20 protein-coding genes and 1 pseudogene are annotated in these 24,874 nt (G+C 55.3%); 15 read left to right on the top strand and 6 right to left on the bottom strand.

Going from position 1 to position 24,874, the window contains the following annotated elements; genetic code table 11:
- Positions 1-115 precede the first annotated feature (115 nt).
- A complete protein-coding gene (locus N7922_RS12360; protein ID WP_263100794.1) occupies positions 116-1,714 on the top strand; it encodes an ABC transporter substrate-binding protein in 1,599 nt (532 codons plus the stop codon).
- A 10-nt stretch (positions 1,715-1,724) separates the two neighbouring features.
- Positions 1,725-1,958: a YdcY family protein gene (locus N7922_RS12365; protein ID WP_263100795.1), complete on the top strand. Its 234-nt coding sequence runs from the start codon at positions 1,725-1,727 to the stop codon at positions 1,956-1,958.
- Here N7922_RS12365 and N7922_RS12370 read toward each other — a convergent pair whose 3' ends face one another.
- Positions 1,959-2,408: a DMT family transporter gene (locus N7922_RS12370; RefSeq protein ID WP_263100796.1), complete on the bottom strand. Its 450-nt coding sequence runs from the start codon at positions 2,406-2,408 to the stop codon at positions 1,959-1,961.
- Positions 2,405-2,923: a GNAT family N-acetyltransferase gene (locus N7922_RS12375; protein WP_263100797.1), complete on the bottom strand. Its 519-nt coding sequence runs from the start codon at positions 2,921-2,923 to the stop codon at positions 2,405-2,407. The genes N7922_RS12370 and N7922_RS12375 overlap by 4 nt, the downstream gene beginning before the upstream one ends.
- 37 nt (positions 2,924-2,960) lie before the next feature.
- Here N7922_RS12375 and N7922_RS12380 point away from each other — a divergent pair, with 37 nt between their 5' ends.
- From N7922_RS12380 to N7922_RS12395, 4 genes are all read left to right on the top strand, one after another.
- Positions 2,961-3,536, top strand: a complete 576-nt coding sequence (locus tag N7922_RS12380) for a helix-turn-helix domain-containing protein (protein ID WP_263100798.1) — start codon at positions 2,961-2,963, stop codon at positions 3,534-3,536.
- Positions 3,537-3,603: 67 nt separating this feature from the next.
- On the top strand, positions 3,604-4,641 hold the full coding sequence (locus N7922_RS12385) for an NADP-dependent oxidoreductase (protein WP_263100799.1): 1,038 nt from the start codon (positions 3,604-3,606) through the stop codon (positions 4,639-4,641).
- 254 nt (positions 4,642-4,895) lie between these two features.
- Positions 4,896-5,552 carry a GntR family transcriptional regulator gene (locus N7922_RS12390; protein ID WP_263100800.1) on the top strand — a complete coding sequence of 219 codons (657 nt, stop codon included), beginning with the start codon at positions 4,896-4,898 and terminating at the stop codon, positions 5,550-5,552.
- Positions 5,553-5,745: 193 nt separating this feature from the next.
- The gene (locus N7922_RS12395) at positions 5,746-7,680 is read left to right on the top strand and encodes a methyl-accepting chemotaxis protein (protein ID WP_263100801.1); all 1,935 of its coding nucleotides are present in this window, start codon (positions 5,746-5,748) and stop codon (positions 7,678-7,680) included.
- A gap of 111 nt (positions 7,681-7,791) precedes the next feature.
- Here the strand turns inward: N7922_RS12395 and pqqU are convergent, their stop codons facing one another.
- A complete protein-coding gene (gene pqqU / locus N7922_RS12400) occupies positions 7,792-9,900 on the bottom strand; it encodes a TonB-dependent receptor PqqU (RefSeq protein ID WP_263100802.1) in 2,109 nt (702 codons plus the stop codon).
- Between the two features lie 252 nt (positions 9,901-10,152).
- On the opposite strand from pqqU, the gene N7922_RS12405 reads away from it, so the two are divergent.
- On the top strand, positions 10,153-11,214 hold the full coding sequence (locus N7922_RS12405) for a YncE family protein (protein WP_263100803.1): 1,062 nt from the start codon (positions 10,153-10,155) through the stop codon (positions 11,212-11,214).
- A 119-nt stretch (positions 11,215-11,333) separates the two neighbouring features.
- On the opposite strand, the gene ansP is transcribed toward N7922_RS12405, so the two are convergent.
- Complete coding sequence (ansP, locus tag N7922_RS12410; RefSeq protein ID WP_263100804.1) at positions 11,334-12,830, bottom strand: L-asparagine permease; 1,497 nt, start codon at positions 12,828-12,830, stop codon at positions 11,334-11,336.
- A gap of 461 nt (positions 12,831-13,291) precedes the next feature.
- Between ansP and N7922_RS12415 the strand changes: the two genes are divergently transcribed.
- The 7 genes and pseudogenes from N7922_RS12415 to N7922_RS12445 all read left to right on the top strand — a co-directional run bounded on the left by N7922_RS12415 (position 13,292) and on the right by N7922_RS12445 (position 20,878).
- Positions 13,292-14,308 carry an MsnO8 family LLM class oxidoreductase gene (locus tag N7922_RS12415; RefSeq protein WP_263100805.1) on the top strand — a complete coding sequence of 339 codons (1,017 nt, stop codon included), beginning with the start codon at positions 13,292-13,294 and terminating at the stop codon, positions 14,306-14,308.
- A complete protein-coding gene (locus N7922_RS12420) occupies positions 14,305-15,426 on the top strand; it encodes an amidohydrolase (RefSeq protein ID WP_263100806.1) in 1,122 nt (373 codons plus the stop codon). Before N7922_RS12415 ends, N7922_RS12420 begins: the two co-directional genes overlap by 4 nt.
- 64 nt (positions 15,427-15,490) lie before the next feature.
- Positions 15,491-17,756: pseudogene (locus N7922_RS12425) on the top strand (NtaA/DmoA family FMN-dependent monooxygenase).
- A gap of 10 nt (positions 17,757-17,766) precedes the next feature.
- Positions 17,767-18,276, top strand: a complete 510-nt coding sequence (locus N7922_RS12430; RefSeq protein WP_263100807.1) for a GNAT family N-acetyltransferase — start codon at positions 17,767-17,769, stop codon at positions 18,274-18,276.
- Positions 18,277-18,285: 9 nt separating this feature from the next.
- Positions 18,286-19,215: an amino acid ABC transporter permease gene (locus N7922_RS12435; protein ID WP_263100808.1), complete on the top strand. Its 930-nt coding sequence runs from the start codon at positions 18,286-18,288 to the stop codon at positions 19,213-19,215.
- Positions 19,199-19,972 (top strand): amino acid ABC transporter ATP-binding protein, encoded by a 774-nt coding sequence (locus N7922_RS12440; protein WP_263100809.1) that lies wholly within the window; start codon positions 19,199-19,201, stop codon positions 19,970-19,972. Before N7922_RS12435 ends, N7922_RS12440 begins: the two co-directional genes overlap by 17 nt.
- Before the next feature lie 9 nt (positions 19,973-19,981).
- The gene (locus N7922_RS12445) at positions 19,982-20,878 is read left to right on the top strand and encodes a transporter substrate-binding domain-containing protein (RefSeq protein ID WP_263100810.1); all 897 of its coding nucleotides are present in this window, start codon (positions 19,982-19,984) and stop codon (positions 20,876-20,878) included.
- Between the two features lie 75 nt (positions 20,879-20,953).
- Here the strand turns inward: N7922_RS12445 and N7922_RS12450 are convergent, their stop codons facing one another.
- Together N7922_RS12450 and N7922_RS12455 are read right to left on the bottom strand one after the other, a co-directional pair.
- Positions 20,954-22,264 carry an MFS transporter gene (locus N7922_RS12450; RefSeq protein WP_263100811.1) on the bottom strand — a complete coding sequence of 437 codons (1,311 nt, stop codon included), beginning with the start codon at positions 22,262-22,264 and terminating at the stop codon, positions 20,954-20,956.
- A 79-nt stretch (positions 22,265-22,343) separates the two neighbouring features.
- Positions 22,344-23,540 (bottom strand): L-talarate/galactarate dehydratase, encoded by a 1,197-nt coding sequence (locus N7922_RS12455; RefSeq protein ID WP_263100812.1) that lies wholly within the window; start codon positions 23,538-23,540, stop codon positions 22,344-22,346.
- A gap of 320 nt (positions 23,541-23,860) precedes the next feature.
- Here N7922_RS12455 and N7922_RS12460 point away from each other — a divergent pair, with 320 nt between their 5' ends.
- Entirely contained in the window at positions 23,861-24,874 is a 1,014-nt protein-coding gene (locus N7922_RS12460) for a LacI family DNA-binding transcriptional regulator (RefSeq protein ID WP_263100813.1), read from the top strand.

Raw genomic sequence — 24,874 nt, forward strand, 5'->3', positions numbered from 1 at the left:
GGATATTTCAGCGAAATCAACTGCTTTAGAATAATCTGAGTATGAATCGTTATTTGCCAGTTTTCCGGCGCTATGCTGTGATTACGGCTCCATATAAAAAAGAAGGTTCCTGATCATGTCTACAGGGAAAACGCTGCTCGCGCTCGCGCTGAGCACACTGTTACCGGCAAGCGCTGCATGGGCAGCAGCAAATGATACCCTCATCTACTGCTCTGAAGCGTCGCCAGAGTCCTTTAACCCGCAGATTGCCAGCTCCGGCCCGACGTTTGTTGCCAGCTCGCAGGTGCTCTACAACCGTCTGGTTAACTTCGATCCGGTTAACAATACGCCGATTCCGTCGCTGGCCACCGAGTGGAAAGTCTCCGACGATGGCAAAATCTGGACGTTTACGCTGCGTCAGGGCGTGAAATTCAACAGCAACAAATACTTCAAACCCACGCGCGATTTTAATGCCGACGACGTGATTTTCTCCGTCCTGCGTCAAAAAGATGCGCAACATCCTTATCATAATGTTTCGCATGGTAATTACGAATACTTCACCGATGTCGGCCTTGATAAGCTGATCAAAGAAGTGAAAAAAATCGACGACTACCACGTGCAGTTTGTGCTCAATGAACCGAATGCCGCGTTTCTTGCGGATTGGGGGATGGATTTTGCCTCCATTCTCTCTGCGGAGTACGCCGATGCGATGCTGAAGAAAGGCACGCCGGAAAACGTCGATACCTGGCCTATTGGCACCGGCCCGTATGCACTGCAACAATATAAAGCCGACGCGCAAATCCGTTATATTGCCAACCCGAATTACTGGGATGGCCCGGTGCCAACCAAACACCTGATCTTCGCCATTACGCCGGATGTACAGACGCGACTGGCGAAGCTGCAAACCAACGAGTGCCAGATTATTCCCGCACCTTCACCGGTGCAGTTTGATCAAATCAAAAATAACAAAGACCTGACCCTGCACACGGTCGATGCGCTGAACGTCGGGTATCTGGCGTTCAATACGGAGAAAAAACCGTTCGATAATGTGCTGGTGCGCCAGGCGCTGAACTACGCGACCGACAAACAAGCGATTGTGAACGCCGTCTTCCTGGGTTCCGGTAGCGTGGCGAAGTCGCCTTTACCGCCCAATATGCTCGGCTTTAATAAAGAGCTGAAGGACTACGCCTACGATCCGGAAAAAGCCAAAGCGCTGCTCAAACAGGCCGGTCTGGATAAGGGCTTTGAAGCCACGCTGTGGTCAATGCCTGTACAGCGCCCGTACAACCCGAACTCGCGCCGTATTGCGGAGATGATCCAGGCGGACTGGGCGAAAGTGGGCGTGAAGGCGAAAATTGTCTCTTACGAGTGGGGCGAATACCTTTCGGGGATGCGTAAAGGCGAACACGACACAGCGCTGTTTGGCTGGATGTCGGACAACGGCGATCCGGATAACTTTGCTGATGTACTGCTCGGTTGCAACAGCATAAAAACCGGTTCCAATGCCGCGCGCTGGTGCGACAAAGGGTATGATGATCTCGTACAGAAAGCGAAGGTGGTGGCCGATCCGGCGTCGCGCGCCAAACTGTACAGCCAGGCGCAGGAGATTTTCTACCAGCAAGCGCCGTGGATCGCGCTGGCGAACGGTAAAACGTTCTATGCCACTCGCAGTAACGTGACCGGTTACAGTGTGAGCCTGATGGGCAGTGATTTTTCGAAAGCAAAACTGAATTAAAGGAGAGGGTATGTCACACCTGGACGAGGTTGTTGCCCGCGTTGATGCGGCCATTGAACAGAGTGTTATTGCTGGCATGAACGAACTGTTGATTGAATTAAGCGATGACGCCGCGCTGAGTCGTGAAGAACGTTATGCTCAGCAACAGCGTCTGCGCCAGGCCATTGCTCACCATGGTCGCCAGCATAAAGAAGATATGGACGCGCGACGGGAACAGCTGACCAAAGGTGGCGCGATCCTGTGATCAGAACTGGCGTCTGGCCACCAGCCAGGCGCCAATCACCAGCAGTACGGCGCCGCACACCGGGCCGATTAGCGCCCGCACGGGGATCCCCTGACTTCTGACAACATCCATCACCAGCCCGCCAATAAGCTGGCTCGCCACTAACACTGCAATGGTGGTGGCTGCGCCGACATACTGATAGCCGCTGATACTGGCAAAAACAAAAAACGACCCCAGCAGACCCGGAATTAACGTCCACCATTTCACGCTGGCATAGAGTTCCTGAAAACCGGAAAGGCCATATTTAATCAGCAGGATACTGACAAACAGCACAATGCCCACCAGCGAGTTCAGCAGCATGGCGATAAGGATCGTCGACGCTGACTGCGTGATGCGCACCATCAAGGTGTTTTGCACCACCAGGCCAATACCAGCTGCAATCAAAAAGGTGAGCGTCAGTGACTGATTCATGGGAGCGCATCCGGGTCGGTGCGGTTATCCAGTTGCAACTGCATAAACGTCAGGTCCAGCCAGCGGCCAAACTTGGTGCCGACCTGCGGCATTTGCCCGGTAGTGACAAAACCCAGTTTACTGTGCAGATGAATGGAGCCGTGGTTTTGCGCCTCAATACCCGCCACCATCACATGTTTACCGAGGCGTTTGGCTTCTTCGATTAACCGTTCCATTAATGCCAGACCCAGGCCTTTTCCCTGATGCTCCGGATGAACATAGACCGAGTGTTCAACGGTGTGGCGAAACCCGTCGAAGGCACGCCAGTCGCCAAATGATGCGTAGCCGGTAATCACACCGTTCTCTTCGCTAACCAGCACCGGGTAGCCGAGCAGAGCACGCGCTTCAAACCAGGCGATACGGTTTTCCACATCGACGGTCTGGTCATTCCAGATCGCCGCCGTATTGACCACGGCGTGGTTATAAATCCCGGCGATTGCAGCGCAGTCCTCTTTGCCAGCATAACGAATAGTCATGGTTGAACCTCTTCTTTGTACACTATAGTATTACGATATGAATACTATCTCAGACAACATAAATCAACGGATCAGTGCACGAATTCGTGTCGAACGCGAATCCCGCGGCTGGTCGCTCAGTGAACTGGCGGAGCGCGCCGGGGTATCCAGGGCGATGATCCACAAAATCGAGCGTGCAGAAAGCAGCCCAACGGCGGCGCTGCTGGCGCGACTTTCCGGCGCGTTTGGCATCAGCATGTCGACGCTGATTGCACGTGCAGAAATGCAGGAAGGGAAACTGCTGCGCTATGCCGATCAACCGGTCTGGCGGGATCCGCAAAGCCACTATCTGCGCCGCCACGTCTCGCCGAGAAGCGATCTGCCTATCGATCTCGTGCACATTGAACTGCCTGCGGGCAGCAACATCCCGATGCCAGCGTCATCGTATGCGCTGGCGCGCCAGTTGATCTGGTTACAGGAAGGCGAGCTGGTTTTTCAGGAAGGGGATACACGCCACGAAATGAAAGCCGGAGATTGTCTGGAGCTGGGGCCGCCAAATGATTGCCGGTTCATCAACGAAAGTGATGCGCCATGCCATTATCTGGTTGTGCGACTTAACCATTCCAGCTCGTAATGGAAACGCACTCCGCGCTGTCAGCGACTAGTATCAATAGTTAGTCTGACAAGCAGAGGAGTGCAGAATGAATCAACAATCTCACCGCAACCGCCGCTGGGTGCTGGCGTCACGCCCGCACGGCGCGCCGAACGCGGACAATTTCCGTCTGGAAGAAGACAGCATTGCTACCCCTGGTGAAGGCCAGGTGTTGCTGCGTACGGTTTACTTGTCTTTAGATCCTTATATGCGCGGACGCATGAGCGATGCGCCTTCCTACACACCGCCGGTACAAATAAATGAAGTGATGTGCGGCGGCACGGTAAGCCGGGTGGTGGTGTCGCTGCACCCGGACTTTGCCGAAGGGGACTGGGTGTTGGGCTACAGCGGCTGGCAGGACTATGACATTTCCGGTGGTGAAGGGTTGGTGAACCTGGGGGCAAACCCGCAGCACCCTTCGTGGGCACTGGGTGTGCTCGGTATGCCGGGTTTTACCGCCTATATGGGACTGCTGGATATTGGTCAACCGAAAGCCGGAGAAACGCTGGTCGTTGCTGCCGCTACCGGGCCTGTCGGCGCGACCGTTGGACAAATCGGTAAACTGAAAGGTTGCCGTGTAGTGGGTGTCGCCGGGGGCAGTGAAAAATGTCGCCACGCTGTGGATGTGCTGGGTTTTGATCACTGCCTCGATCACCATGCGCCCGATTTTGCCGGGCAACTTAAAACCGCCTGCCCGCAAGACATCGATATTTATTTTGAAAACGTCGGTGGAAAAGTATTCGATGCCGTGCTGCCGTTATTAAATACCGCGGCGAGAATTCCGCTTTGTGGGCTGGTGAGTGGTTATAACGCAACCGAACTTCCCGCCGGGCCCGATCGTATTCCGTTATTAATGGCCACGCTGCTGAAAAAAAGAATTCGATTGCAAGGGTTTATTATTAACCAGGATTATGGTCACCGCCTTAACGAATTTCAGCAAGAAATGGGGCAGTGGGTGAGTGAAGGAAAAATCCACTATCGCGAACATCTGACTGAAGGGCTGGAGCACGCGCCGGACGCCTTCTTCGGCCTGCTGGAAGGGAAAAACTTTGGCAAAGCGGTGGTCAAAATAGGCGCAGAAAGCTAAGCAAACGATGGCGGTAAAAAACCGCCATCATAAATTGTGCAAAATTTTAAAAAACGTCTTTAATTATACAAGCATAAGGAACTGATGACCTTGTGAAGGCGGTTCCTGGTGGTTGTGCATAATAAATAACATTTGTTCTACTTTTAAGCGACAATCCAATACCAGGCATGTGTTTATATAATATATTCTTTGCGAAAAGATCACGGACACGCTACCAGGCTGATAATAGATAAGAATTTATACAGGATGCAAACATGCTTGATTTGGAAAAAGCGCAGCGGACCAGCCTCACTATGCAAGTCGAAGCCAGTCTGAAAGGTGCGCTTATTATTGGCGCCCTTAAACCTGGCGCACGTCTCATTACGAAAGAAATAGCAGATCAACTTGGCACCAGTATTACACCGGTGCGCGAAGCATTGTTGCGGCTGGTCTCCGCAGGTGCATTGCATGCCACGCCCGCGCAGGCGTTCCTTGTTCCGGAAGTCACCCTTGAGCGTTACAACGAAATCAATTTGATACGGAAAAACCTGGAAGGTATGGCCGCGCGTTCCGCCAGCCAGAATATGACCAAAGATAAAATCAGGGAGTTGCGTATTCTGGCGGACTCCTTTCATGAAGCGTTAAAAAGTGGCAACACCGAACAGACACTACAGGCCAACCGCGCATTTCGCTTTAGTGTTTATCAACAAGCGGGAATGCCAACATTAACCGCGCTTATTGAACAATTATGGGTCCGGATTGGTCCCTGTTTTAATTATCTTTATCCGTCTTCGGCTGATTTATCACGCGGGCATGATTACAGCGACCTGCTTGCCGCCCTCGAAGAGGGGGACGGTTTTGCCAGCGAGCGCGCGCTATGGCGAGCCATAGATGAGGGCGCAACCATTATCAACAAGCAGTTTCACCGCTGAGTGATAATTGATAAAGCCAATGATTTAAAGCCAAATATACATGCTCCCCGGCGAAAATTTGCGTAAGGGGAGCATCTGCGTCACGTTTTCCACTGATAAGACCAGCTTAAGGCTGAAATCCTTGCATATCGTGCCGATAACAAATGTTGGCGCAGTTAGGCGCTAACATTTGGTGTTTAGCAAGGAGTCCGGAATGTCATTTAGCCAGCGGTTGAGCAATATAAAAATCAGCAGAAAGCTGTCAGTGGGGTTTGGTCTGGTGTTATTTCTGGTTGCCATCGCCACCATCCTCAGTGTGTTGCGCTTTAAAGAAATACGCGACGTCTACGAAAAAACAAACCTGATGTATAACATCAACATTGAAGTATTTCAGGCGAAGATAAACCGCCTGAAATACTTTTATGGTGATGATAAATCGGGAGAGGTGATGTCGAACTATGTCCGTCACGCTTCCGAGTTAACCGCCAGCGCAGACGCAATGTCCTGGTCTGCCTCTGAAAAGCAGATCATCAACGATGTGGCGGGCCACCTTAATACGTTCCAGAGCAGCATTGGCGAGATGCAGAAAGCCACTGGCGACCTCCGCACGGTGCGCGACGCGTTGGACAAACTCGCAGCGAGCGATCTCTCCGCACGTTACACCGCGCTTATCCATACTCCGCTTGCCGATACCAGCCTGATGACGCAGGTTTACGAACAGCTGTTCGCTATCAGTACCGTACGCGATGCGGCACTGGTGGTGCGTTATAGCCCGAGCAAAGAGTCCCGCGATGCGCTGGATACGCGTTTTAACCAGACGCAGAAAAGCGTACAGGCGCTGGCGAGTCAATTGCCGGCAGACCTGAAGTCACCGCTGCAATCCCTGTGGGATGACACGGTGAAATACCGCGATCTGAGCGTGAACTACTTTACCGCCTGGCAGGCGCTGAAAGTGGCGGAAGATAAAGTCAAAGTTGGCGGTGACAACAGCAGCGCTTCGCTCAAGCAGATCATTACGCTGGTTAAAGCCCATAATGATGAGCTGGCGTACACGTCCAGCACCATTGCGGCGATCATCGGTGTGATTGCGATTCTGATTGGCGTGATCGTCTCCTGGTGGGTTATCCGTCAGATCACCCGTCCGATTGACCGTAACCTGGCACTGGCGGAACGCATTGCCAGTGGCGACCTCAGTTCGCATATTCAGGCGCAGAGCAAAGATGAGCTGGGGCAATTAACCGGCGCCATGGGGCGGATGAACGACACCCTGCGCGACATGATCCATGAAGTGCGCAACAGTGTGAGCCAGGTGTCGCGCGCCGCGACGGAAATCGCCGAAGGCAACACCGATCTCTCTTCCCGTACTGAGCAGCAGGCTGCCGCCGTGGTGGAAACCGCCGCCAGCATGGAAGAACTGACCGCAACGGTGAAAAACAACGCTGATAACGCCCGTAACGCCAGCAGCCTGGCCGCGCAGGCCTCGAAAACTGCCAGCGAAGGCGGCAGTGTGATGCGCGAAGTGGTGAATACCATGGGCGATATTCACAGCAGCTCGAACAAAATTGCCGATATTACCGCGGTGATTAACAGCATCGCTTTCCAGACCAACATTCTGGCCCTGAACGCCGCGGTGGAAGCGGCCCGTGCAGGTGAACAAGGCCGTGGATTTGCGGTGGTGGCCAGCGAAGTACGCAGCCTCTCTCAGCGCAGTTCGCAGGCGGCGAAAGATATCGAACAGCTGATTAGCGAATCCGTCTCCCGTATTAACATCGGCAGCGAACTGGTGGCGAAAGCCGGGGAAACCATGGATCAGGTGGTGCAGTCCGTGACCCGGGTGAATGACATTATGGGTGAAATCTCTTCCGCCTCCGAAGAACAAAGCCGCGGTATCGAACAGATTGCCCGCGCAGTCGGCGAACTGGACAGCACCACGCAACAGAACGCGTCGCTGGTCAGCGAATCCTCATCCGCCGCAGGTTCGCTGGAAGAGCAGGCGCGCCTGCTGGAAGAGCTGGTCGCCACATTCCGTCTTGAGCAGGGTGGCGCGAAACCCGTTTCCACAGGGAAACCGACGATCAAGCCGAACCTGAAAGCAAAAGCGGAACCCCGTGAAACCGCCGCCAGCGAAGAGGGCTGGACGACCTTCTAAACACGTGATGAGCCAGTAAAGTAAAGCCCGGTGTGCCATGCCGCCGGGCTTTATGCTTTATACCCTCTGGCAGAGATCACCCGCCCATCGACGGGTGACCCGATTCCCGCATTACTCGAACTGATAAGCCACCGACAAGCCGACGCCGTAATTGCGGCCTGGAGCCGGTTCGTAATAACGTCCATTCGACTCGTTAACGATCACCGAACCGACATATTCGCGGTCAAACAGGTTATCGATACGCCCGAAGATATCCATCATCCAGTTGCCATAGCTAAATTTGTAGCCGGTATTCACGCCCGCCACGGTATAAGACGGCGCTTTGGCGGTGTTTTCATCATCCGCCATTATATCGCTCATATACCGTACGTCCGCACCGGCGTACCAGCCTTGATCCGGGATCCACCCCAGCGATGCAAAGCCCATATTCCGGGCGATACCCGGCATACGATGACCGTTACAGTCGGCGTCGTTGCACACCTCGCTACGGTAGGTGGCATCCAGATAGGTCCACGCCACTTTTGCCCGCCAGTTTCCGGCAAACTGCTGATCCAGCGACAGCTCTGCGCCCTGGCGACGGGTTTTCCCGGCGTTTTTATAGGTCGTGCGACCTCCGCTGCTGGTATCGGTGACGATCTCGTTATCCGTATCGGTACGGAACAGCGAAGCCGTCAGTAACCCGTTACCGATACGGGTTTTACTGCCGATTTCTACCGTATCGTTGGTCGATGGTTTCAGCGCAAAGTTCAGCCCGCTCTGGCCATCGGAACGGTAGGAGAGTTCATTAATGGTGGGGGTTTCAAACCCACGTCCGGCGGCGACATACACATTCCAGGCATCGGTGACGGCATATTTCAGCGACCCTGCCGGGAGCCATTTATGATAATTCGCCTCGCCACTGTCATCGCCGTTCTGCGCGGTAATGTAGTGATCGTTGGAGTCAAACCACACGGAGCTGTACCGTACACCGGCTTCTAACGACAGCTTTTCAGTTAACTGCCAGCCGGTTTGCAGATAGGGATCAACATTCCACATCAGATTGCGCTCGTCGCGGCGCAGATTGCCTTCACGCCCGTAGACAGGCGTCGTGCCGCGCATCACAAAGTTTTCATAGCCTTTGCGCTGTTCGGTCATGGTTTCGTAATTCAGCCCACCGGTAAACGTCACCGGGACGCCCAGCTCACCGCGATGCGTCCAGCGTGTATCGATCCCCTGATAGTGACGCGTCAGGTCGATCACGCCGCCAGCATGCTGCGCATTCAGCTGTGGCGCCCGGGGAATCGACTGATATTGCGTGGTTTCACGCTCCCCGGCATACATCATCACGCTCAGGTCATCCTGCGTGCTGAGCTGGCGCTCATAGCGTAAACCCGCCTGGGTTTGTTTAATGGTTTTGCGCGTGTCGTACTGTTCGGCGCGTGGAGACTGGCGCGGATTATTCCGCCACTCGGATTGGGTTAAGCCTCCCGCATCGTTGGCGTTGATATCCACGCTGTTAAAAATCAGGCTCAGTTTGCTGGCATCATCAATGCGTACGCCCAGTTTGGCATTCGCCAGATTTTTACGCGCACCGCTGCGATCGCGATAACCGTGCGTAACAAAACGGGTGCTGGAGACGGTGTAATCCACATCCCCGGCATGGGTGCCATCACCCATCGCGCCGGTGGCTTTCAACCCATAGCGCCAACTGGCGTCACTACCGTAATAACTGCTGGCTTCAATCGTCGCCGGTTCACGCCCGGTTTGCGTGGTGACATTCATCACCCCGCCAGAAGCGTTACCGTAAAGTGCAGAGAACGGACCGCGCAGCACATCAATACTTTCCACGCTGTTGAGGTCAATATTCGATGTCTGCCCCTGGCCATCCGGCATGGTGGCGGGGATGCCGTCAACATACAGGCGAATACCGCGCACGCCATAGGTTGAGCGTGAACCAAACCCGCGAATCGACAATTGCAGATCTTGCGCATAGTTCTGGCGGTTCTGCACCTGCAAACCGGGGACGCTGCCCAGCGACTCAGACAAATTGACCCGGGGCGTGGCCTGGCGGATGTCATCTCCCTGAACAACGCTCACTGCGGCGGGTGTATCCAGCTCAGAAACGGTGTGGGGTGTGGCGCTGACAATCAGGGTTTGCTCATCGGCAAAAGCCGAAGAGGGCACCACTGCCGGGAGCAGCAAGACCGGCAAAGTGAGCCTGGTGGCGGAAATTATATTCATGGCGGAACCGGGTTATAAAACGAACCAAATGGAACATACGGCAATATGTTAAATCGTATGTAAATTATTTGAAAACATTAAGCGCACATTACGTTAATTACGAGTGCAGCAAAGCGGCTTGCTGACAATTTATCGCTCCACATTACCGTCATTAATGATTACTATTCTCACTTATAACAATAAGCGAGGCTTCGGCATCGCGCACGGGAAGCGTGTGAAAAATAACAATCTTGTTAATCAAAGGGAGTCGTCATGTCTTTACGTCATTTATGCTCGCCGCGCCTGAGGAATTCTCTGGTCCTCGGCTCACTGCTGCTGGCGGCATCATTCACTACACAGGCAGCCGAAGAGATGCTGCGCAAAGCGGTCGGTAAAGGCGCTTATGAAATGGCCTTCAGCCAGCAGGAAAATGCGCTCTGGCTGGCAACCGCGCAAAGCCGCAAAACGGATAAAGGCGGGGTGGTGTACCGTCTTGATCCGGCGACGCTGGCGATCACTCAATCCATTCACAGCGATCTGAAACCATTTGGCGCGGCGATCAACACCCGCACGCAAACCCTGTGGTTCGGCAATACCACCGACGGTTCTGTGACAGCCGTTGACGCCAAAACCGGCGATGTGAAAGGGCGCGTAGTGCTCGACGCTCGTAAGCGTTCAGAAACCGTAAAACCGCTCAGCCCGCGCGAACTGGCGGTCGATGAAACCACCAACACGGTGTATATCACCGGGGTCGGGAAAGAGAGTGCAATCTGGGTCGTGGATGGCGACACGCTGAAACTGAAAACCACCATTAAGCAGACCGGCACCTACAGCACCGGGCTGGCGGTCGACACGGCGGCGAAACGTCTCTATACCACCAACGGCGATGGTGAACTGATCACCGTCGATACCGGCAAAAACAGCATTATCGATCGTAAAAAACTGCAAGATGATGGTAAAGAGCATTTCTATCTGAACCTGAGCCTCGATACCTCAGGTCACCGTGCCTTTGTGACCGATTCCAAAGCAGCGGAAGTGCTGGTGGTTGATACCCGCAAGGGCAAGGTGCTGGAGAAAGTGGCCGCGCCGGAATCACTGGCAGTGCTGTTTAACCCGGCACGTAACGAAGCCTACGTCACCCACCGCGAAGCCGGGAAAGTCAGCGTTATCGACGGCAAAACCTACAAGGTCGTCAAAACCTTCGACACGCCGACTCACCCTAATAGCCTGGCGCTCTCAGCGGACGGAAAAACCCTGTTTGTCAGTGTGAAACAGGCCTCCAGCCGTGAAAAAGAAGCCACTCAGCCGGATGATGTGATCCGCATTGCGCTGTAATCACACCATCGCTTAAGCTCCCTACGGGGAGCTTTTTTATGGCTGACCGAAGCGTGAAGCGTGGTGTTTGCGCATAAAAAAGCCTGCGCGGGCGCAGGCTTATTCACGAAAAGGAACGGTTACGAGCGTGACGGTTCTTCAACCAGCGGCGCTTTGGTTTCTTCGCTCGGCGCAACCGGCGCAGTGCTGTGGATAGCCTGTACGCGTTTGCGTACGCCAAACCAGCCAGCAACCAGCAGAACCGCGATCAGCGGGATAGAGCCGATGGTGTAAGTCCCATTCGGGTAGTCAAACGCCATCAGTACCAATACGCTGAACAGGAACAGTAGGGTCAGCCATGACGTGAACGGCGCGCCCGGCATCTTAAAGCTCACATCCGCCGCTTTACCTTCTTTGATGGCTTTACGCAGACGCATCTGGCAAACCACGATAAACGCCCACGATGCGATAATGCCCAGCGATGCGACGTTCAGCACGATTTCAAACACCTGCGACGGCACCAGATAGTTCAGGAACACCCCAACAACATACACGCAAATGGTGACCAGAATCCCGGCGTAAGGCACGTGATGACGGCTCATTTTCGCCATGAATTTCGGTGCGGAACCGCCCATCGACATCGAGCGCAGGATACGACCCGTAGAGTAGAGACCCGAGTTCAGGCTGGAGAGCGCCGCGGTCAGCACCACCATGTTCATGATGTCGCCGATATACGGCACGCCCAGTTTGGAGAAGAAGGTCACAAACGGGCTCTGACCTGCCTGATAAGCGTTCCACGGCAGCAGCAGTACCAGCAGCACCACAGAACCGACGTAGAACAGGCCGATACGCCAGATCACGCTGTTAATGGCTTTCGGCACCATATTCTGCGGATCTTTACATTCGCCCGCCGCGGTGCCGACCAGTTCAATGGAGGCAAAGGCGAAGACCACGCCCTGTACCAGTACCAGCGCAGGCAGCAGACCGTGCGGGAAGAAACCGCCATTGTCGGTAATCAAATGGAAGCCGGTTGTGCCGCCGTCCAGCGGTTTACCGGTGCCGAGGAAAATCGTACCGACAACCAGGAACACCACAATCGCCAGCACTTTGATCAGCGCAAACCAGAACTCCATTTCGGCGAACCATTTCACGCCGATCATGTTCATGGTGCCGACGATCGCCAGCGCGCCCAGCGCAAATACCCATTGCGGGACATCGCCAAATGCGCCCCAGTAGTGCATATACAGCGCCACGGCGGTGATATCCACGATACCGGTCATCGCCCAGTTCACGAAGTACATCCAGCCGGCAACAAACGCGGCTTTTTCACCCAGGAATTCGCGGGCATACGAGACAAAACTGCCGCTGGAAGGGCGGTGCAACACCAGTTCGCCCAGTGCGCGCAGAATAAAGAAAGAGAAGATACCGCAGACCAGATAGACGATAGCCAGTGACGGCCCCGCCATCTGCAGTCGGGCGCCTGCGCCCAGGAATAAACCGGTACCGATTGCGCCGCCAATGGCGATCATCTGTACCTGGCGGTTACCCATAGCCCGGCTGTAGCCCTCTTCGTGAGAGTTAAGCCAGCGTCGTTTTGCCGCGTGATGATCGGCAGCGTGGTTGTGATCTTTTTTCATTGTTTACCTGTTCACCTGTCTGAACCTTGCTGAGTTCCTCAACCTTCGGGATGGCTAACCAAACGATTGCCCCGTCGGGTAAACGCCTTGTCTTTCCAGTCATTCTGCGTATGGATAAGACAAAACATGGCGCAGCATCGTAACCGCAATCGATTAACGACGCAAAACATACCCACCAGAAAGGCAGCGACTATTAGTGGAAATTGTGAGGTCACCGGTGTCAGGTAGCGGAACTGATTCATAATGGCGAAAAATGCAACAGAAATAACCGTGAGCAGCAAAACGAATTTTAACAAATCAGAACAGTCGCCTTCTTTAATCCATAAGCATCAACAATGACTGCAGCGCGCGCATGTACTTACTTTGCAAATTTTTTGCTTATTTAATGTAAATTAATTGTTTCACAGCAAATTCAGCGCGTCCTAATAATAAAAGCCTCTTTTCTAACGTGAGTGCGCTGCATGTCTTATCGTCTGAGTCTGCTGGATAAAAGCCCCATTGCGGAACATGAAACCGCACAGGACGCCCTGAATCGCACGCTGCAACTGGCCCAGCTTGCGGAGAAATGGGGCTATCACCGTTTCTGGATAGCCGAACATCACAACACCGCGCAACTGGCCAGCCCGTCACCGGAGCTGGTTATCGCCTGGATCCTCGGTCAGACCCGGCGTATTCGCGTTGGCTCCGGCGGTGTGATGCTGCAACACTACAGCCCGTACAAAGTCGCGGAAAACTTTAATCTGCTGGCAACCCTCGCGCCGGGGCGGGTCGATCTCGGCATCGGCAAAGCGCCGGGCGGATTACCGCTCTCCACCCGCGCATTGCAGCAGGGCGTGCACAACGACGAAAAGGGCAGCTTTGCCGATCAACTGGCGCAACTGGATAACTGGCTCTCGCTGGCGAAAGACGACAGCGCCGAAGAGACGGTGCTGCCCACGCCATTGCCTGCGCAGCGTGCTGAGGGTTTCCTGCTCGGCGCCAGCCTGGAGAGCGCCGAACTGGCGGCCCGGCTGAACTGGAACTTTGTTTTCGCGGCGCATCTGAATGGCGATAAAACGCTTCTTCGTGACGTTGTCACGCAATGGCAGCAACAAAGCCCGCGAGACACCCTCGTTGCCGTGCAGGTGATTGTCGCCACGACGCAGGCGCAGGCCGATGCGCTGGCGCAACAAGTGGAAGTCTGGGGCGTGGAGTTAGCCAACGGTCAACGGGTTAGCGTCGCCAGTGAAGCGCAGGGGCATGCGTTCGCCCGTCAGGCAGGAAGTCCAGCAGTGCGTATTGCGCGCCGGGAACCTTCGCTGATTGCCGGCACGCCGCAAACGGTGCTGGCAGGGCTGGATGCTCTGCATCAGCACTATGGCATCCATGAATTTATTATCGATACCCCTATTACTGAAGGGACAGCGCGGATCCGTTCATTGCAGCTGCTGGCGGAGGCTTTCGCTGATGCGCATACCTCCCAGGAGGTGGCAGGATGAGTTTTGCCGGGCAACTGATCAACTGGCGGCGCGAGCTGCACCAACATCCTGAACTCTCATTACAGGAGTTCGAAACCACCCGCCGCATTCGCCACTGGCTGGAGAGCGCAGGATTACGCCTGCTTCCGCTGACGCTGCCGACCGGCGTGGTGGCTGAAGTGGGCAGCGGAGAAAGGGTGATCGCCCTGCGGGCGGATATCGACGCCTTGCCGATTGATGAAGCCGTCGACGTTCCTTTTGCGTCGCGTAACCCTGGCGTGATGCACGCCTGCGGGCATGACGTTCACACCAGCGTGATGCTCGGCGCAGCACTGCTGCTGAAAGAGAAAGAGCCACAACTGGCCGGTCGCGTGCGCATTCTGTTTCAGCCTGCGGAAGAGAATTTCGGCGGTGCGAAACGGTTGATCCAGGCCGGTGCGCTGGACGAGGTGAACGCCATTTTCGGCATGCACAATGAGCCGGGATTACCGGTGGGCACCTTTGCCACGCGCGGCGGGGCCTTTTATGCCAATGTGGATCGCTTTTCGCTGAAGGTCACCGGTAAAGGCGCGCATGCCGCGCGTCCACACGAGGGCAACGACGCGATCCTGCTCGCCAGCCAGTTGGTGGTGGCGCTGCAAAGTATCGCCAGCCGCAATATCAACACGCTGGACTCGGTGGTGCTGAGCGTCACCCGCATTCAGGGCGGTAACACCTGGAATGTGCTGCCGGAAGCGGTGGAGCTGGAAGGGACGCTGCGGACTCACCAGATTGCCGTGCGTGATCAGGTAAAACGCCGCGTTAATGAGATTGCCGCCGGACTGGCGCAAGCGTTCGATGCGGAGATTGCGGTCACCTGGTTTGAGGGACCCGCCGCGCTGGTAAACCATGAACGATGGGCCACCTTTGCCCGCGATGTTGCCGACTGGCACGGGTATCGCACCGAAGAGGCCGACCTGCATATGGGCGGCGAAGACTTTGCGGTCTACTTACACCATATTCCCGGCGCGTTTGTCAGCATTGGCAGCAACAGCGAATACGGCTTGCACCATCCGGCGTTTAACCCCGATGAGCAGTTAATTGAAGGCGCTGCGCGTTATTTCGCTCTGCTGGCGGAAAAAGCCTTACTCCAACACTGATGTGAATGTCTTTATCCAGGGCTCCGGCCCCGGGTCACCTGTTGCCTGAAAAGGAGGATGGATTATGTCTACAGAACGACAACTGCGGCTTGGCACCATATTACATGGTGCATCAGGAAATATGTCCGCGTGGCGTCACCCGGCGGCAGTCGCGGACGCCAGTATTAATTTTGACTTTGTGCTGGAAACAGCGCGCATTGCCGAACAGGGTAAACTCGATTTTTTATTCGTCGCCGACGGCTTATATATTAATGAAAAATCGATCCCGCATTTTTTAAATCGTTTTGAACCCATCACCGTATTATCCGCACTGGCCAGCGTGACTCACCATCTGGGCCTGGTGGGCACGCTCTCCACGTCATATAGCGAACCGTTTACCGTTGCCCGACAGTTTGCCAGCCTCGATCACCTGAGCAAGGGGCGTGCGGGCTGGAACGTGGTGACCTCACCACTGGAAGGCTCCGCGAAGAACTTTTCCCGTGCGCAACATCCCGATCACGCTCTGCGGTATCGCATTGCCGATGAATATCTGGAGGTCGTGAAAGGGTTATGGAATTCATGGGAAGAGGACGCGTTTATTCGTAATAAAGACAGCGGGCAATTTTTTGATCCCGCGAAATTACATACGCTCAATCATCACGGCGATTTCTTTCAGGTTGCCGGACCATTAAATATTGGCCGTACGCCGCAAGGGCGACCGATTATTTTCCAGGCCGGGGCGTCAGACGATGGCAAAAAACTGGCGGCGCATCACGCCGACGCCATTTTTACCCATCAGGAGACCCTGGAAGAGGCGAAAGCATTTTATCGCGATGTGAAAACGCAACTGGAACAGTATGGCCGCCGCCACGATGAGCTGCATATTTTCCAGGGTGTCAGCGTGATCGTCGGTGACAGTGAAGAGGATGCGGAGCAGCAGTATCAAACCACGGCGGCGCTGGTCTCCATCAACGATGCGCTTAACTATCTGGGACGTTATTTTGAGCATCATGACTTCAGCCAGTACCCGCTCGATGCACCTTTCCCGGATATTGGCGATTTAGGGCAAAACAGTTTTCGCAGCACCACCGATGAGATCAAACGCAACGCCCGCGAGCGTCAGTTGACGCTGCGCCAGGTGGCACTGGAAAGCGCATCGCCGCGCCCGCGCTTTTCCGGTACGCCGCAGCAGGTCGCCGACGGCTTACAGCAGTGGTTTGAAAACTATGCCGCCGACGGTTTCATCATCCAGGGCGGGACGCCAGACACCTTCCCGCGTTTTGTCGACAAGGTCGTTCCCCTGTTGCAGGCGCGCGGTCTGTTTCGCACGCAATACCCCGGCACCACACTGCGTGAAAGCTTAGGTCTTCCGCTGCCGGTGAATCCCTTCTCACAACAATAAAAGATGAGTTAAAGCTATGCAGAAAACATCGCTATTGCTGGCCATGATGCTGGCGCTTACGCCGCTGGCCTGGGCAAAGGACGTCAATATCAACGGCACGGGCGTCAGCCTGGAGGCCAATAAAACGCCGATCACGACGGCGAAAAATGCCGACGCCATTGCACAACTGCCCAAGGATTACCACTTTGTCACGCCGGGCAAACTGACCGTTGCCGTTGCGGCGTTGAACTCACCGCCGCTGACCGTGTTTGCCGATGACAACAAAACCCTGCTCGGCAGCGAGGTGGATATCGCCCGCCTGGTGGCGAGCAGCCTGGGGCTGGAGCTGAATGTGGTACCGACCTCGTGGGAGGACTGGCCGCTGGGCGTGACCTCGGGCAAGTACGATGCGGCAATCAGCAATATTACCGTCACCAAAGAGCGTAAAGCGAAGTTCGATTTCGCCACCTATCGCAAAGATTCGCTTGGCTTCTACGTCAAATCCACCCGTGCAATCAAGCAGATTGAGCGCGCGGAAGATATTGCCGGATTGCGCATTATTGTTGGCTCTGGCACCAATCAGGAGGCGATCCTGCTGGCGTGGAACGCTGAAAACCTGAAAAAAGGGCTGAAGCCGTTTACCCCGGTGTACACCAAAGATGATGCGGCCCAAACCCTCGCGCTGCAATCGGGTCGCGCCGACGCGTACTTTGGCCCGAACGTGATCGGTGCCTGGAAAGCGGCATTGACCGGCAACACCAGGCTGGTTGGCAGCGTGGACGGCGGCTGGCCGAAAGCGGCGCACATTGCGGTGACGCTGCGTAAAGGCAGTGGTCTGGTTGAACCCGTGCAAACCGCGCTCAATGGCGCTATCAAAAACGGGGATTACGACAAGGTGCTCAATCGCTGGGGCGAAGGGGTGGAACGTATTCCGGCGTCGGAGATTAATCCGGCCGGACTGGGCGATTAAGGAGACGGCAATGCGCGAACGATTCCGCGACGTTTCGCCAGAAGCGCAGGAGCTGCAACCCATTTTAACCGGGCTGTTTGGCGAATACGCCGCACGTTACGGCGACTACTTTTCCCGCGATGCGGAAGTGGAGCTGACCGAATGGTATTTAGCGCCACAGGGGCTGTTTATTGTGCTGGAGCGCAACGGCGAGATCATCGCCACCGGGGCTTACAAACCTTTTGATGCGCAGACGGCGGAAATCAAACGAATCTGGACCAAACCCACGCTGCGTAAGCAGGGGCTGGCGGCGCGCGTGGTGCAGGAGCTGGAACGCCGGGCGCAACGTGCGGGCTACCGCCAGATTTACCTGACCACAGGCTTTCGCCAGCCGGAAGCGGTGCGTCTCTACCTGAGCCAGGGGTATCAGGCGCAGTTTGACCTGAACCGCGATCCGGAAGAGTTCAGTCAGCCGCCGTTTGATGGTCGGTTGCGTTTTACCAAAGCGCTGCTGGCAGAAAAACTGAGTAAAACCGCCTGAGGAACGACCATGAAAAGTACAGAAACCGTGAAAGTGGTGCCTGCACGCTATCCGCTCCGCACCGTCGGTGCGTTTGTCGCCCTGTTTGTGCTGGCCGCCATTGTGCAGTCGGTGGCCTTTAACCCGCGCTGGGAATGGGCAGTTTTCGCCCGCTGGTTTTTCGACCCGGTGATCCTCGAAGGGTTAGGGCAAACCCTGCTGTTAACCCTGCTGGGTACCGCGCTGAGTGTGGTGTTCGGTGGTTTGCTGGCGCTGGCCCGACTCTCCGCATCCTGGCTGTTAAGCAGCCTTGCGTGGGGCTATATCTGGCTGTTTCGCTCACTGCCGCTGATCGTGGTGTTGATCATTTTGTATAACTTCTCCTACCTCTACGACACGCTGTCGCTGGGCATTCCGTTTACCGGCATTGCGTGGGCGCGTTATGACACCATTAATGTGCTGGGGCAATTTTCCACCGCAGTGGTCGGGCTAACGCTGGTGCAGAGCGCGTATACCGCCGAAATTATTCGCGGCGGTTTTCTCGGCGTCGACCACGGGCAGTATGAAGCCGCCGCTGCGCTGGGGCTGCCTGCCTGGCGGCGCACGCTGCGCATCATTTTACCGCAGGCGCTGCGCACCATTTTGCCGTCCGGCTTTAACGAAATCATCAGCCTCGCCAAAGGCACAGCGATGGTGTACGTGCTGGCGATGCCGGAACTGTTCTACACCATTCAGATGATCTACAACCGCACCCAGCAAGTGATCCCGCTGCTGATGGTTGGTGCCGTCTGGTATCTGGCGATCACCAGTGTCTTGTCCGCGATTCAGCACCTGGTGGAACGCTGGCTGGCTCGCAGTGAACGACGTTCGGCCATCAATCCGTCGCGCGTTCGCACTCCCTCTGCCGCCACGGCGCGCATACCGCAACCCCAGGAGGCTGTGCATGCCAACCTCTCTTAATGGTCATATCTCGATTACCGGCATCAGCAAATACTTCGGTCGCCACAAAGCGCTGGATGAGGTTTCACTGGAGATCCCACCGGGTTCGGTAACGGTGATCCTTGGGCCATCCGGGTCGGGGAAGTCCACATTATTGCGCGCCATTAACCACCTGGAGCGTGTTGATGAAGGCTTTATCCGGATCGACGGCGACTACATTGGTTACCGCCTGCAAGGGGACAAGCTGTATGAACTGAAAGAGAAGGAGATCCTGCGCCAGCGCGTCAATGTCGGCTATGTGTTTCAGAACTTCAATTTGTTCCCGCATTTAACGGTGCTGGAAAACTTGATTGAAGCGCCCATCGCCCATAAAAAACTGAGCCGCAAAGCTGCCATTGAACAGGCTTACGAACTGCTGGATGTGGTGGGGTTACGGCATAAAGCAGATGCCTGGTCGCGCCACCTTTCGGGTGGGCAACAACAACGTATCGCCATTGCCCGTGCGCTGTCATTGCGCCCGCGCGTAATGTTGTTTGATGAACCGACATCCGCGCTGGATCCGGAACTGGTGGGCGAAGTGCTGGATGTGATCAAAAAGCTGGCGCGCGCTGGGTCGACACTGGTGGTGGTCACGCATGAAGTCGGTTTTGCCCGCGAAGTTGCCGACCAGGTGGTGTTTATGGTTGATGGCAAAATTGTTGAGCAGGGCAGCAGCGACGAGGTGCTGAACCACCCACAACATCTGCGCACCCGGCAGTTTTTATCCCGGGTGCTGTAAGGAGCGACGATGAAACAAGGATTACTGGCGCTGCTGTTGATCACCACAGGCAGTTTCGCCGCCGGGCAGATTGATTTACAGGCCAATGAACAGCCGATAACGGTACCGCGAGATGAGGCCGCCATCGCTAAAATCCCGGCCAGTTACAGGTTTGTCGAACCCGGAACATTAACCGTGGCGATCTCTGCGCTTAATTCGCCGCCGCTGGCGCTGCTCGCCAGTGATAACCGCACGCGTATTGGCAGCGATCCGGATATTGCCCGCTTGCTGGCACAAAGCCTCGGCTTAAAACTCAAACTGATGCCCACCGCCTGGGAAGACTGGCCGTTGGGCATCACTTCCGGTCGTTATGATGTGGCGCTGGTGAATATTGCGGTCACGGAAGCGCGCAAACAGAAGTTTGACTTCGCGACCTATCGCGCTGATTCGCTGGCGTTCTCGGTGAAATCCTCCAGTGCTATCCCGGCCATTCGTTCGGCGCAGGATCTCTCCGGACGCAAAGTGATTGTTGGGTCAGGTACGAATCAGGAGCGCATTCTGCTGCGCTGGAATGAGGAGAACCGCGCCGCCGGTCGGCCCCTGGCGCAGCCGATTTACCTGACGGACGACGCCTCCGGTACTCTCTATATTCAGTCCGGGCGCGCAGATGTGGTGTTTGGTCCACAGTCAGTGGCGGCGTACAAAGCAGCGCTAAACGGTACCACCAAAGTGGTCGGTCTGGGGCCGAAAAAAGCCTGGGTCGCCACAACCACCAAAAAAGACAATGGGCTGGTTTACGCCTTGCAGGCCGCGCTGGATGGGGCCATTGCGCGGGGTGAATATCAACAGGTGCTGGCGCGTTGGGGAGAGCAGGGGGAGGGGGTCGAACGTTCGCTGGTCAACCCGCCGGGGATCACGTACGACTAGCCGACAAAAAAACGCTGTTCCGCCGGGAGTACAATGCGCGGAACAGCGTGGCGCAGGAGAACGCCAGGATCACACTCAGGCAGCGGAAGGCGTCAGAGTGATACGCTCCAGCGAGCCAACAATAAACAGGTAAGAGAACAGGCCAATCAATCCCATTGAGCCAACATAGAGAATGGCGTAATCAAAGGAGTGGGTGTTGGCGAGGATCACGCCAATCACCAGCGGGGTGATAATGCTCGCCAGGTTACCGCACATGTTGAACACGCCACCGGCAATCCCCAACACCTCTTTGGGTGACGTGTCGCTCAGCACGCACCAGCCGAGGTTGCCGAACCCTTTGGCGAAGAACGCCACACTCATGGCGGCAATCACCACCACTTCCGAGCTGGTGTAGTTCGCCATTACAATCACGCAGGAGAGCAGCATGCCGCAAATCACCGGGAACTTACGCGCGGTGGTCAGGCTGTAGCCGCGTGTTAACAGCCAGTCGGAGAACACCCCCCCCAGCAGCCCGCCAACAAAGCCTGCAATCGCCGGGATACTGGCGACGAAACCGACTTTCAGAATCGACATGCCTTTTGCCTGGTATAAATAGGTCGGAAACCAGGTAAGAAAAAACCAGGTGATGGAGGTCACGCAGAACTGACCAATATAAACGCCGATCATCATGCGGTTAATACAGACGCTTTTAATCTGCGCCATGCTGATTTTTGCCGGGCCTTTTTTACTGCCTAATGTCGGTTCACCGCCACCCTCGCGAATATAATCAATCTCTTGTTGGTTAATCGCTTTATGGGATAGCGGGTCGCGCACTTTCACCAGCCAGAATATCCCCAACACCACGCCAATAGCGCCGATATAAAAGAACACATAATGCCAGCTCAGATTATGCAAAATAAGCGTCATTAACGGTGTGATAATACCCAGAGAAATATATTGCGCTGCCTGATAGACAGCCGTCACAAAACCGCGCTCTTTGTTCGGAAACCACTGCACGCTAAGACGGCTGTTGGCCGGAAAGGCCGGGGCTTCAATCGCCCCCATCATCAGGCGCAGCACCACCAGTACGATGAGCGGGCTGGCATAAAGATAAATTGTGCCCTGAAACATGGTCACGACCGACCAGCCGATTAATGCACAGCCATAAACCAGTCTGGAACCATATTTATCCAGCAGCCAGCCGCCGGGAATTTGCATAATCACGTAGGAAATACCAAAAACTGAAAAAGCGAGCCCTAATGCTTCCGGATCAAAATTTAATTCTTTACTCATGATCGGCGCAACCACCGAAAGGGTGGCGCGGTCGGCATAATTAAATACGGTGGCAAGAAATAAAAAAATAAGGATGCTGTAACGCACATTGGTGCGTTTAATTATTGTATTCATCACAACTCCTCGAAACAGGGTTGAATGTGGTGTAGGGAACAAAAAAAGACGGGAGGGATCTCCCGTCAGAGGTTACGACTTACGGACGTTTGCCAAATTCACAGCTGAGCTGTGTCCAGGCGCGAGCTTGTTCACTGAGGGTGAAGCCCAGACCATGACGGTCGGACACGTACATGCGACCGTCGCGCAGTTCCAGTTGCTCGTTGAACAACGGGTTCAGCCATTCGAAATGCTCCAGCCACGGCTCCAGCGGGTAGGCCGCCGACAAATGCAGGTGCACTTCCATCGCAAAGTGCGGTGCCAGTTTACGGCCATGTTTTGCGGCTAAGTCCATGATTTTCAGGAACGGCGAGATCCCGCCAACGCGCGGCGCATCCGGCTGCACAAAGTCGCTGGCATTCCCCAGGATCAACTGTTCGTGCTCGCGGAAACTGGTGAGCATTTCCCCGGTGGCAATCGGTGTATCCAGTGCGGCAGCGAGCTGCGCGTGACCTTCAACATCGTAGGCATCCAGCGGCTCTTCAATCCAGATCAGGTTGAATTTCTCCATCTGGCGGCCCATGCGGATAGCGGTTTCGCGGTCCCATTGCTGGTTGGCGTCCACCATCAGCGGGAAGTCATCACCGAGCGCTTCACGCACGGCGGTCAGACGGCGGATATCTTCTTTGGTATCCGGCTGGCCGACCTTAATTTTGATCCCGCCGATGCCGTTTTCCCGCGAAATGATGACATTTTTCAGTACCTGATCCAGCGGGGTGTGCAGGAAGCCGCCGGAGGTGTTGTAGCACTGTACTGAATCGCGATGCGCGCCCAGCAGTTTCGCCAGCGGCAGGCCTGCGCGTTTGGCTTTCATATCCCACAGCGCAATGTCGATAGGGGAGATAGCCTGTACCGCCATGCCGCTACGCCCGACAGACGCGCCAGCCCACAGCAGTTTGGTGTAAATCTTATCGATATCGTTAGGATCTTCCCCCAGCAGATTGTCGGCGATCTCTTTGGCATGCGCGTAAATGCCCTGGCCTCCCGCACGTTTGGAATAACTGAAACCGACGCCTTCAAATCCATCGCGGCTACGAATTTCCGCAATGATGATCGCCACTTCGGTCAGCGGTTTCTGGCGGCCGGTCAGCACTTTTGCATCGCTCACCGGAGTGGCAAGCGGCAGAAAGGCGAGGGAGAGTTTTACCCATTCGATGCGATCGCCGGTTTCGGCGGCGGTTTTTACCCCTGCGGCTTTGGCATAGGTTACAGCATCGGAATTCGCACTTACGGTCATGATTAGCTCCTGAGGATAGTATAAATGTTTGCGCTAACATTTTTAGATCCGACGAAATGTAATGACCAGAGTTCTGCGCCAAATATGTACAATCGATCACAAATCGATGCGGCAGAAGGGCACTTATTGTTAACGCGATCACATTTTACATTCTGCTGTTACGCGCGAACGGTAAAAATGATAGCGTTAACATATTAGCGACAAAACATTATATAACGCACTGATTTATGAGGGGAGAGCGGCAATGATGGGAGAACGCGGTATAATACAAAAATAGAGGCGGAGAACGCCGAATGCCGTTTAATTCTTTGTGAGTGACCATGTCGAAAACATCCCGTTCCATACCGCCGCGTGCGCCAACGCTTGAAGACGTCGCCCGCGCGGCGGGGCTCTCTTCAATGACCGTAAGTAGGGCGCTTAACACGCCGCAACTGGTGCGACCGAAAACCGTGGAAAAGGTGCTCGCCGCCGTCAAAGCCACGGGCTATATCCCGAATGCGCTGGCGGGCGGGTTGGCGTCGCGCCGCAGTAAACTGGTGGCGGTGGTGGTACCGCAAATCAATAACAATATGTTTGTGGATACCATTCAGGCCATCAGCGATGAACTGGCGGTGCGCGGCTATCATATGTTGTTATGCGTAGCGGGTTACACGCAGCAGACGGAAGCGGAACTGGTGGCGGCGCTGTTGTCCCGTCGCCCGGATGGCATTGTACTGACCGGTATTCACCACTCGACAGATCTGAAAAAAGTGATCCTCAATGCCAGCGTGCCGGTGGTGGAGATTTGGGATTTAACACCGACGCCGCTGGATATGCTGGTCGGTTTTTCCCATGAAAAAGTGGGCCAGGCCACGGCGGAGTATCTTCTGCGCAAGGGCTATCGCCGACCGGGTCTGTTGTGGACCGTGGATAAACGCGCCGCCCAGCGTAAAAGCGGGCTGTGTGAAGTGCTGGCGCGTCATGGCATTACCGATCCTGTGGCTGTTGATGTGGCGCTGCCTGCACGTTTTACCTCCGGTCGCGAAGGGCTGTCGCAACTGCTGGCCTGCGGCGAGTGTGATGTGATTGTCTGCAGTTCGGATACGCTGGCGCAGGGGGCGATAATCGAAGCGCAATCCCGCGGCATGCGGGTACCGCAGGACTTGGCGGTGATAGGTTTCGGCGATCTGGATTTCGCCGCCGGGAATCAGCCCGCCATTACCACCGTAAGTGTGGATCGGCAAATTATCGGCCAGCGCGCGGCGACGATGCTGGCAGACCGTATTGAAGGCAGCGACGTTGACGAGCAAATTGTCGACATCGGTTTCCATTTTGTTGAGCGGGAATCCGCGTAA

Source organism: Kosakonia sp. ML.JS2a (assembly GCF_025642095.1).
Lineage (GTDB): Bacteria > Pseudomonadota > Gammaproteobacteria > Enterobacterales > Enterobacteriaceae.

Excerpts from the sequence above, each read along its gene's own strand:
- N7922_RS12360 (WP_263100794.1), top strand. The coding sequence starts at position 116 with ATGTCTACAGGGAAAACGCTGCTCGCGCTCGCGCTGAGCACACTGTTA.
- N7922_RS12365 (WP_263100795.1), top strand. The coding sequence starts at position 1,725 with ATGTCACACCTGGACGAGGTTGTTGCCCGCGTTGATGCGGCCATTGAA.
- N7922_RS12370 (WP_263100796.1), bottom strand. The coding sequence starts at position 2,408 with ATGAATCAGTCACTGACGCTCACCTTTTTGATTGCAGCTGGTATTGGC.
- N7922_RS12375 (WP_263100797.1), bottom strand. The coding sequence starts at position 2,923 with ATGACTATTCGTTATGCTGGCAAAGAGGACTGCGCTGCAATCGCCGGG.
- N7922_RS12380 (WP_263100798.1), top strand. The coding sequence starts at position 2,961 with ATGAATACTATCTCAGACAACATAAATCAACGGATCAGTGCACGAATT.
- N7922_RS12385 (WP_263100799.1), top strand. The coding sequence starts at position 3,604 with ATGAATCAACAATCTCACCGCAACCGCCGCTGGGTGCTGGCGTCACGC.
- N7922_RS12390 (WP_263100800.1), top strand. The coding sequence starts at position 4,896 with ATGCTTGATTTGGAAAAAGCGCAGCGGACCAGCCTCACTATGCAAGTC.
- N7922_RS12395 (WP_263100801.1), top strand. The coding sequence starts at position 5,746 with ATGTCATTTAGCCAGCGGTTGAGCAATATAAAAATCAGCAGAAAGCTG.
- pqqU (WP_263100802.1), bottom strand. The coding sequence starts at position 9,900 with ATGAATATAATTTCCGCCACCAGGCTCACTTTGCCGGTCTTGCTGCTC.
- N7922_RS12405 (WP_263100803.1), top strand. The coding sequence starts at position 10,153 with ATGTCTTTACGTCATTTATGCTCGCCGCGCCTGAGGAATTCTCTGGTC.
- ansP (WP_263100804.1), bottom strand. The coding sequence starts at position 12,830 with ATGAAAAAAGATCACAACCACGCTGCCGATCATCACGCGGCAAAACGA.
- N7922_RS12415 (WP_263100805.1), top strand. The coding sequence starts at position 13,292 with ATGTCTTATCGTCTGAGTCTGCTGGATAAAAGCCCCATTGCGGAACAT.
- N7922_RS12420 (WP_263100806.1), top strand. The coding sequence starts at position 14,305 with ATGAGTTTTGCCGGGCAACTGATCAACTGGCGGCGCGAGCTGCACCAA.
- N7922_RS12430 (WP_263100807.1), top strand. The coding sequence starts at position 17,767 with ATGCGCGAACGATTCCGCGACGTTTCGCCAGAAGCGCAGGAGCTGCAA.
- N7922_RS12435 (WP_263100808.1), top strand. The coding sequence starts at position 18,286 with ATGAAAAGTACAGAAACCGTGAAAGTGGTGCCTGCACGCTATCCGCTC.
- N7922_RS12440 (WP_263100809.1), top strand. The coding sequence starts at position 19,199 with ATGCCAACCTCTCTTAATGGTCATATCTCGATTACCGGCATCAGCAAA.
- N7922_RS12445 (WP_263100810.1), top strand. The coding sequence starts at position 19,982 with ATGAAACAAGGATTACTGGCGCTGCTGTTGATCACCACAGGCAGTTTC.
- N7922_RS12450 (WP_263100811.1), bottom strand. The coding sequence starts at position 22,264 with ATGAATACAATAATTAAACGCACCAATGTGCGTTACAGCATCCTTATT.
- N7922_RS12455 (WP_263100812.1), bottom strand. The coding sequence starts at position 23,540 with ATGACCGTAAGTGCGAATTCCGATGCTGTAACCTATGCCAAAGCCGCA.
- N7922_RS12460 (WP_263100813.1), top strand. The coding sequence starts at position 23,861 with ATGTCGAAAACATCCCGTTCCATACCGCCGCGTGCGCCAACGCTTGAA.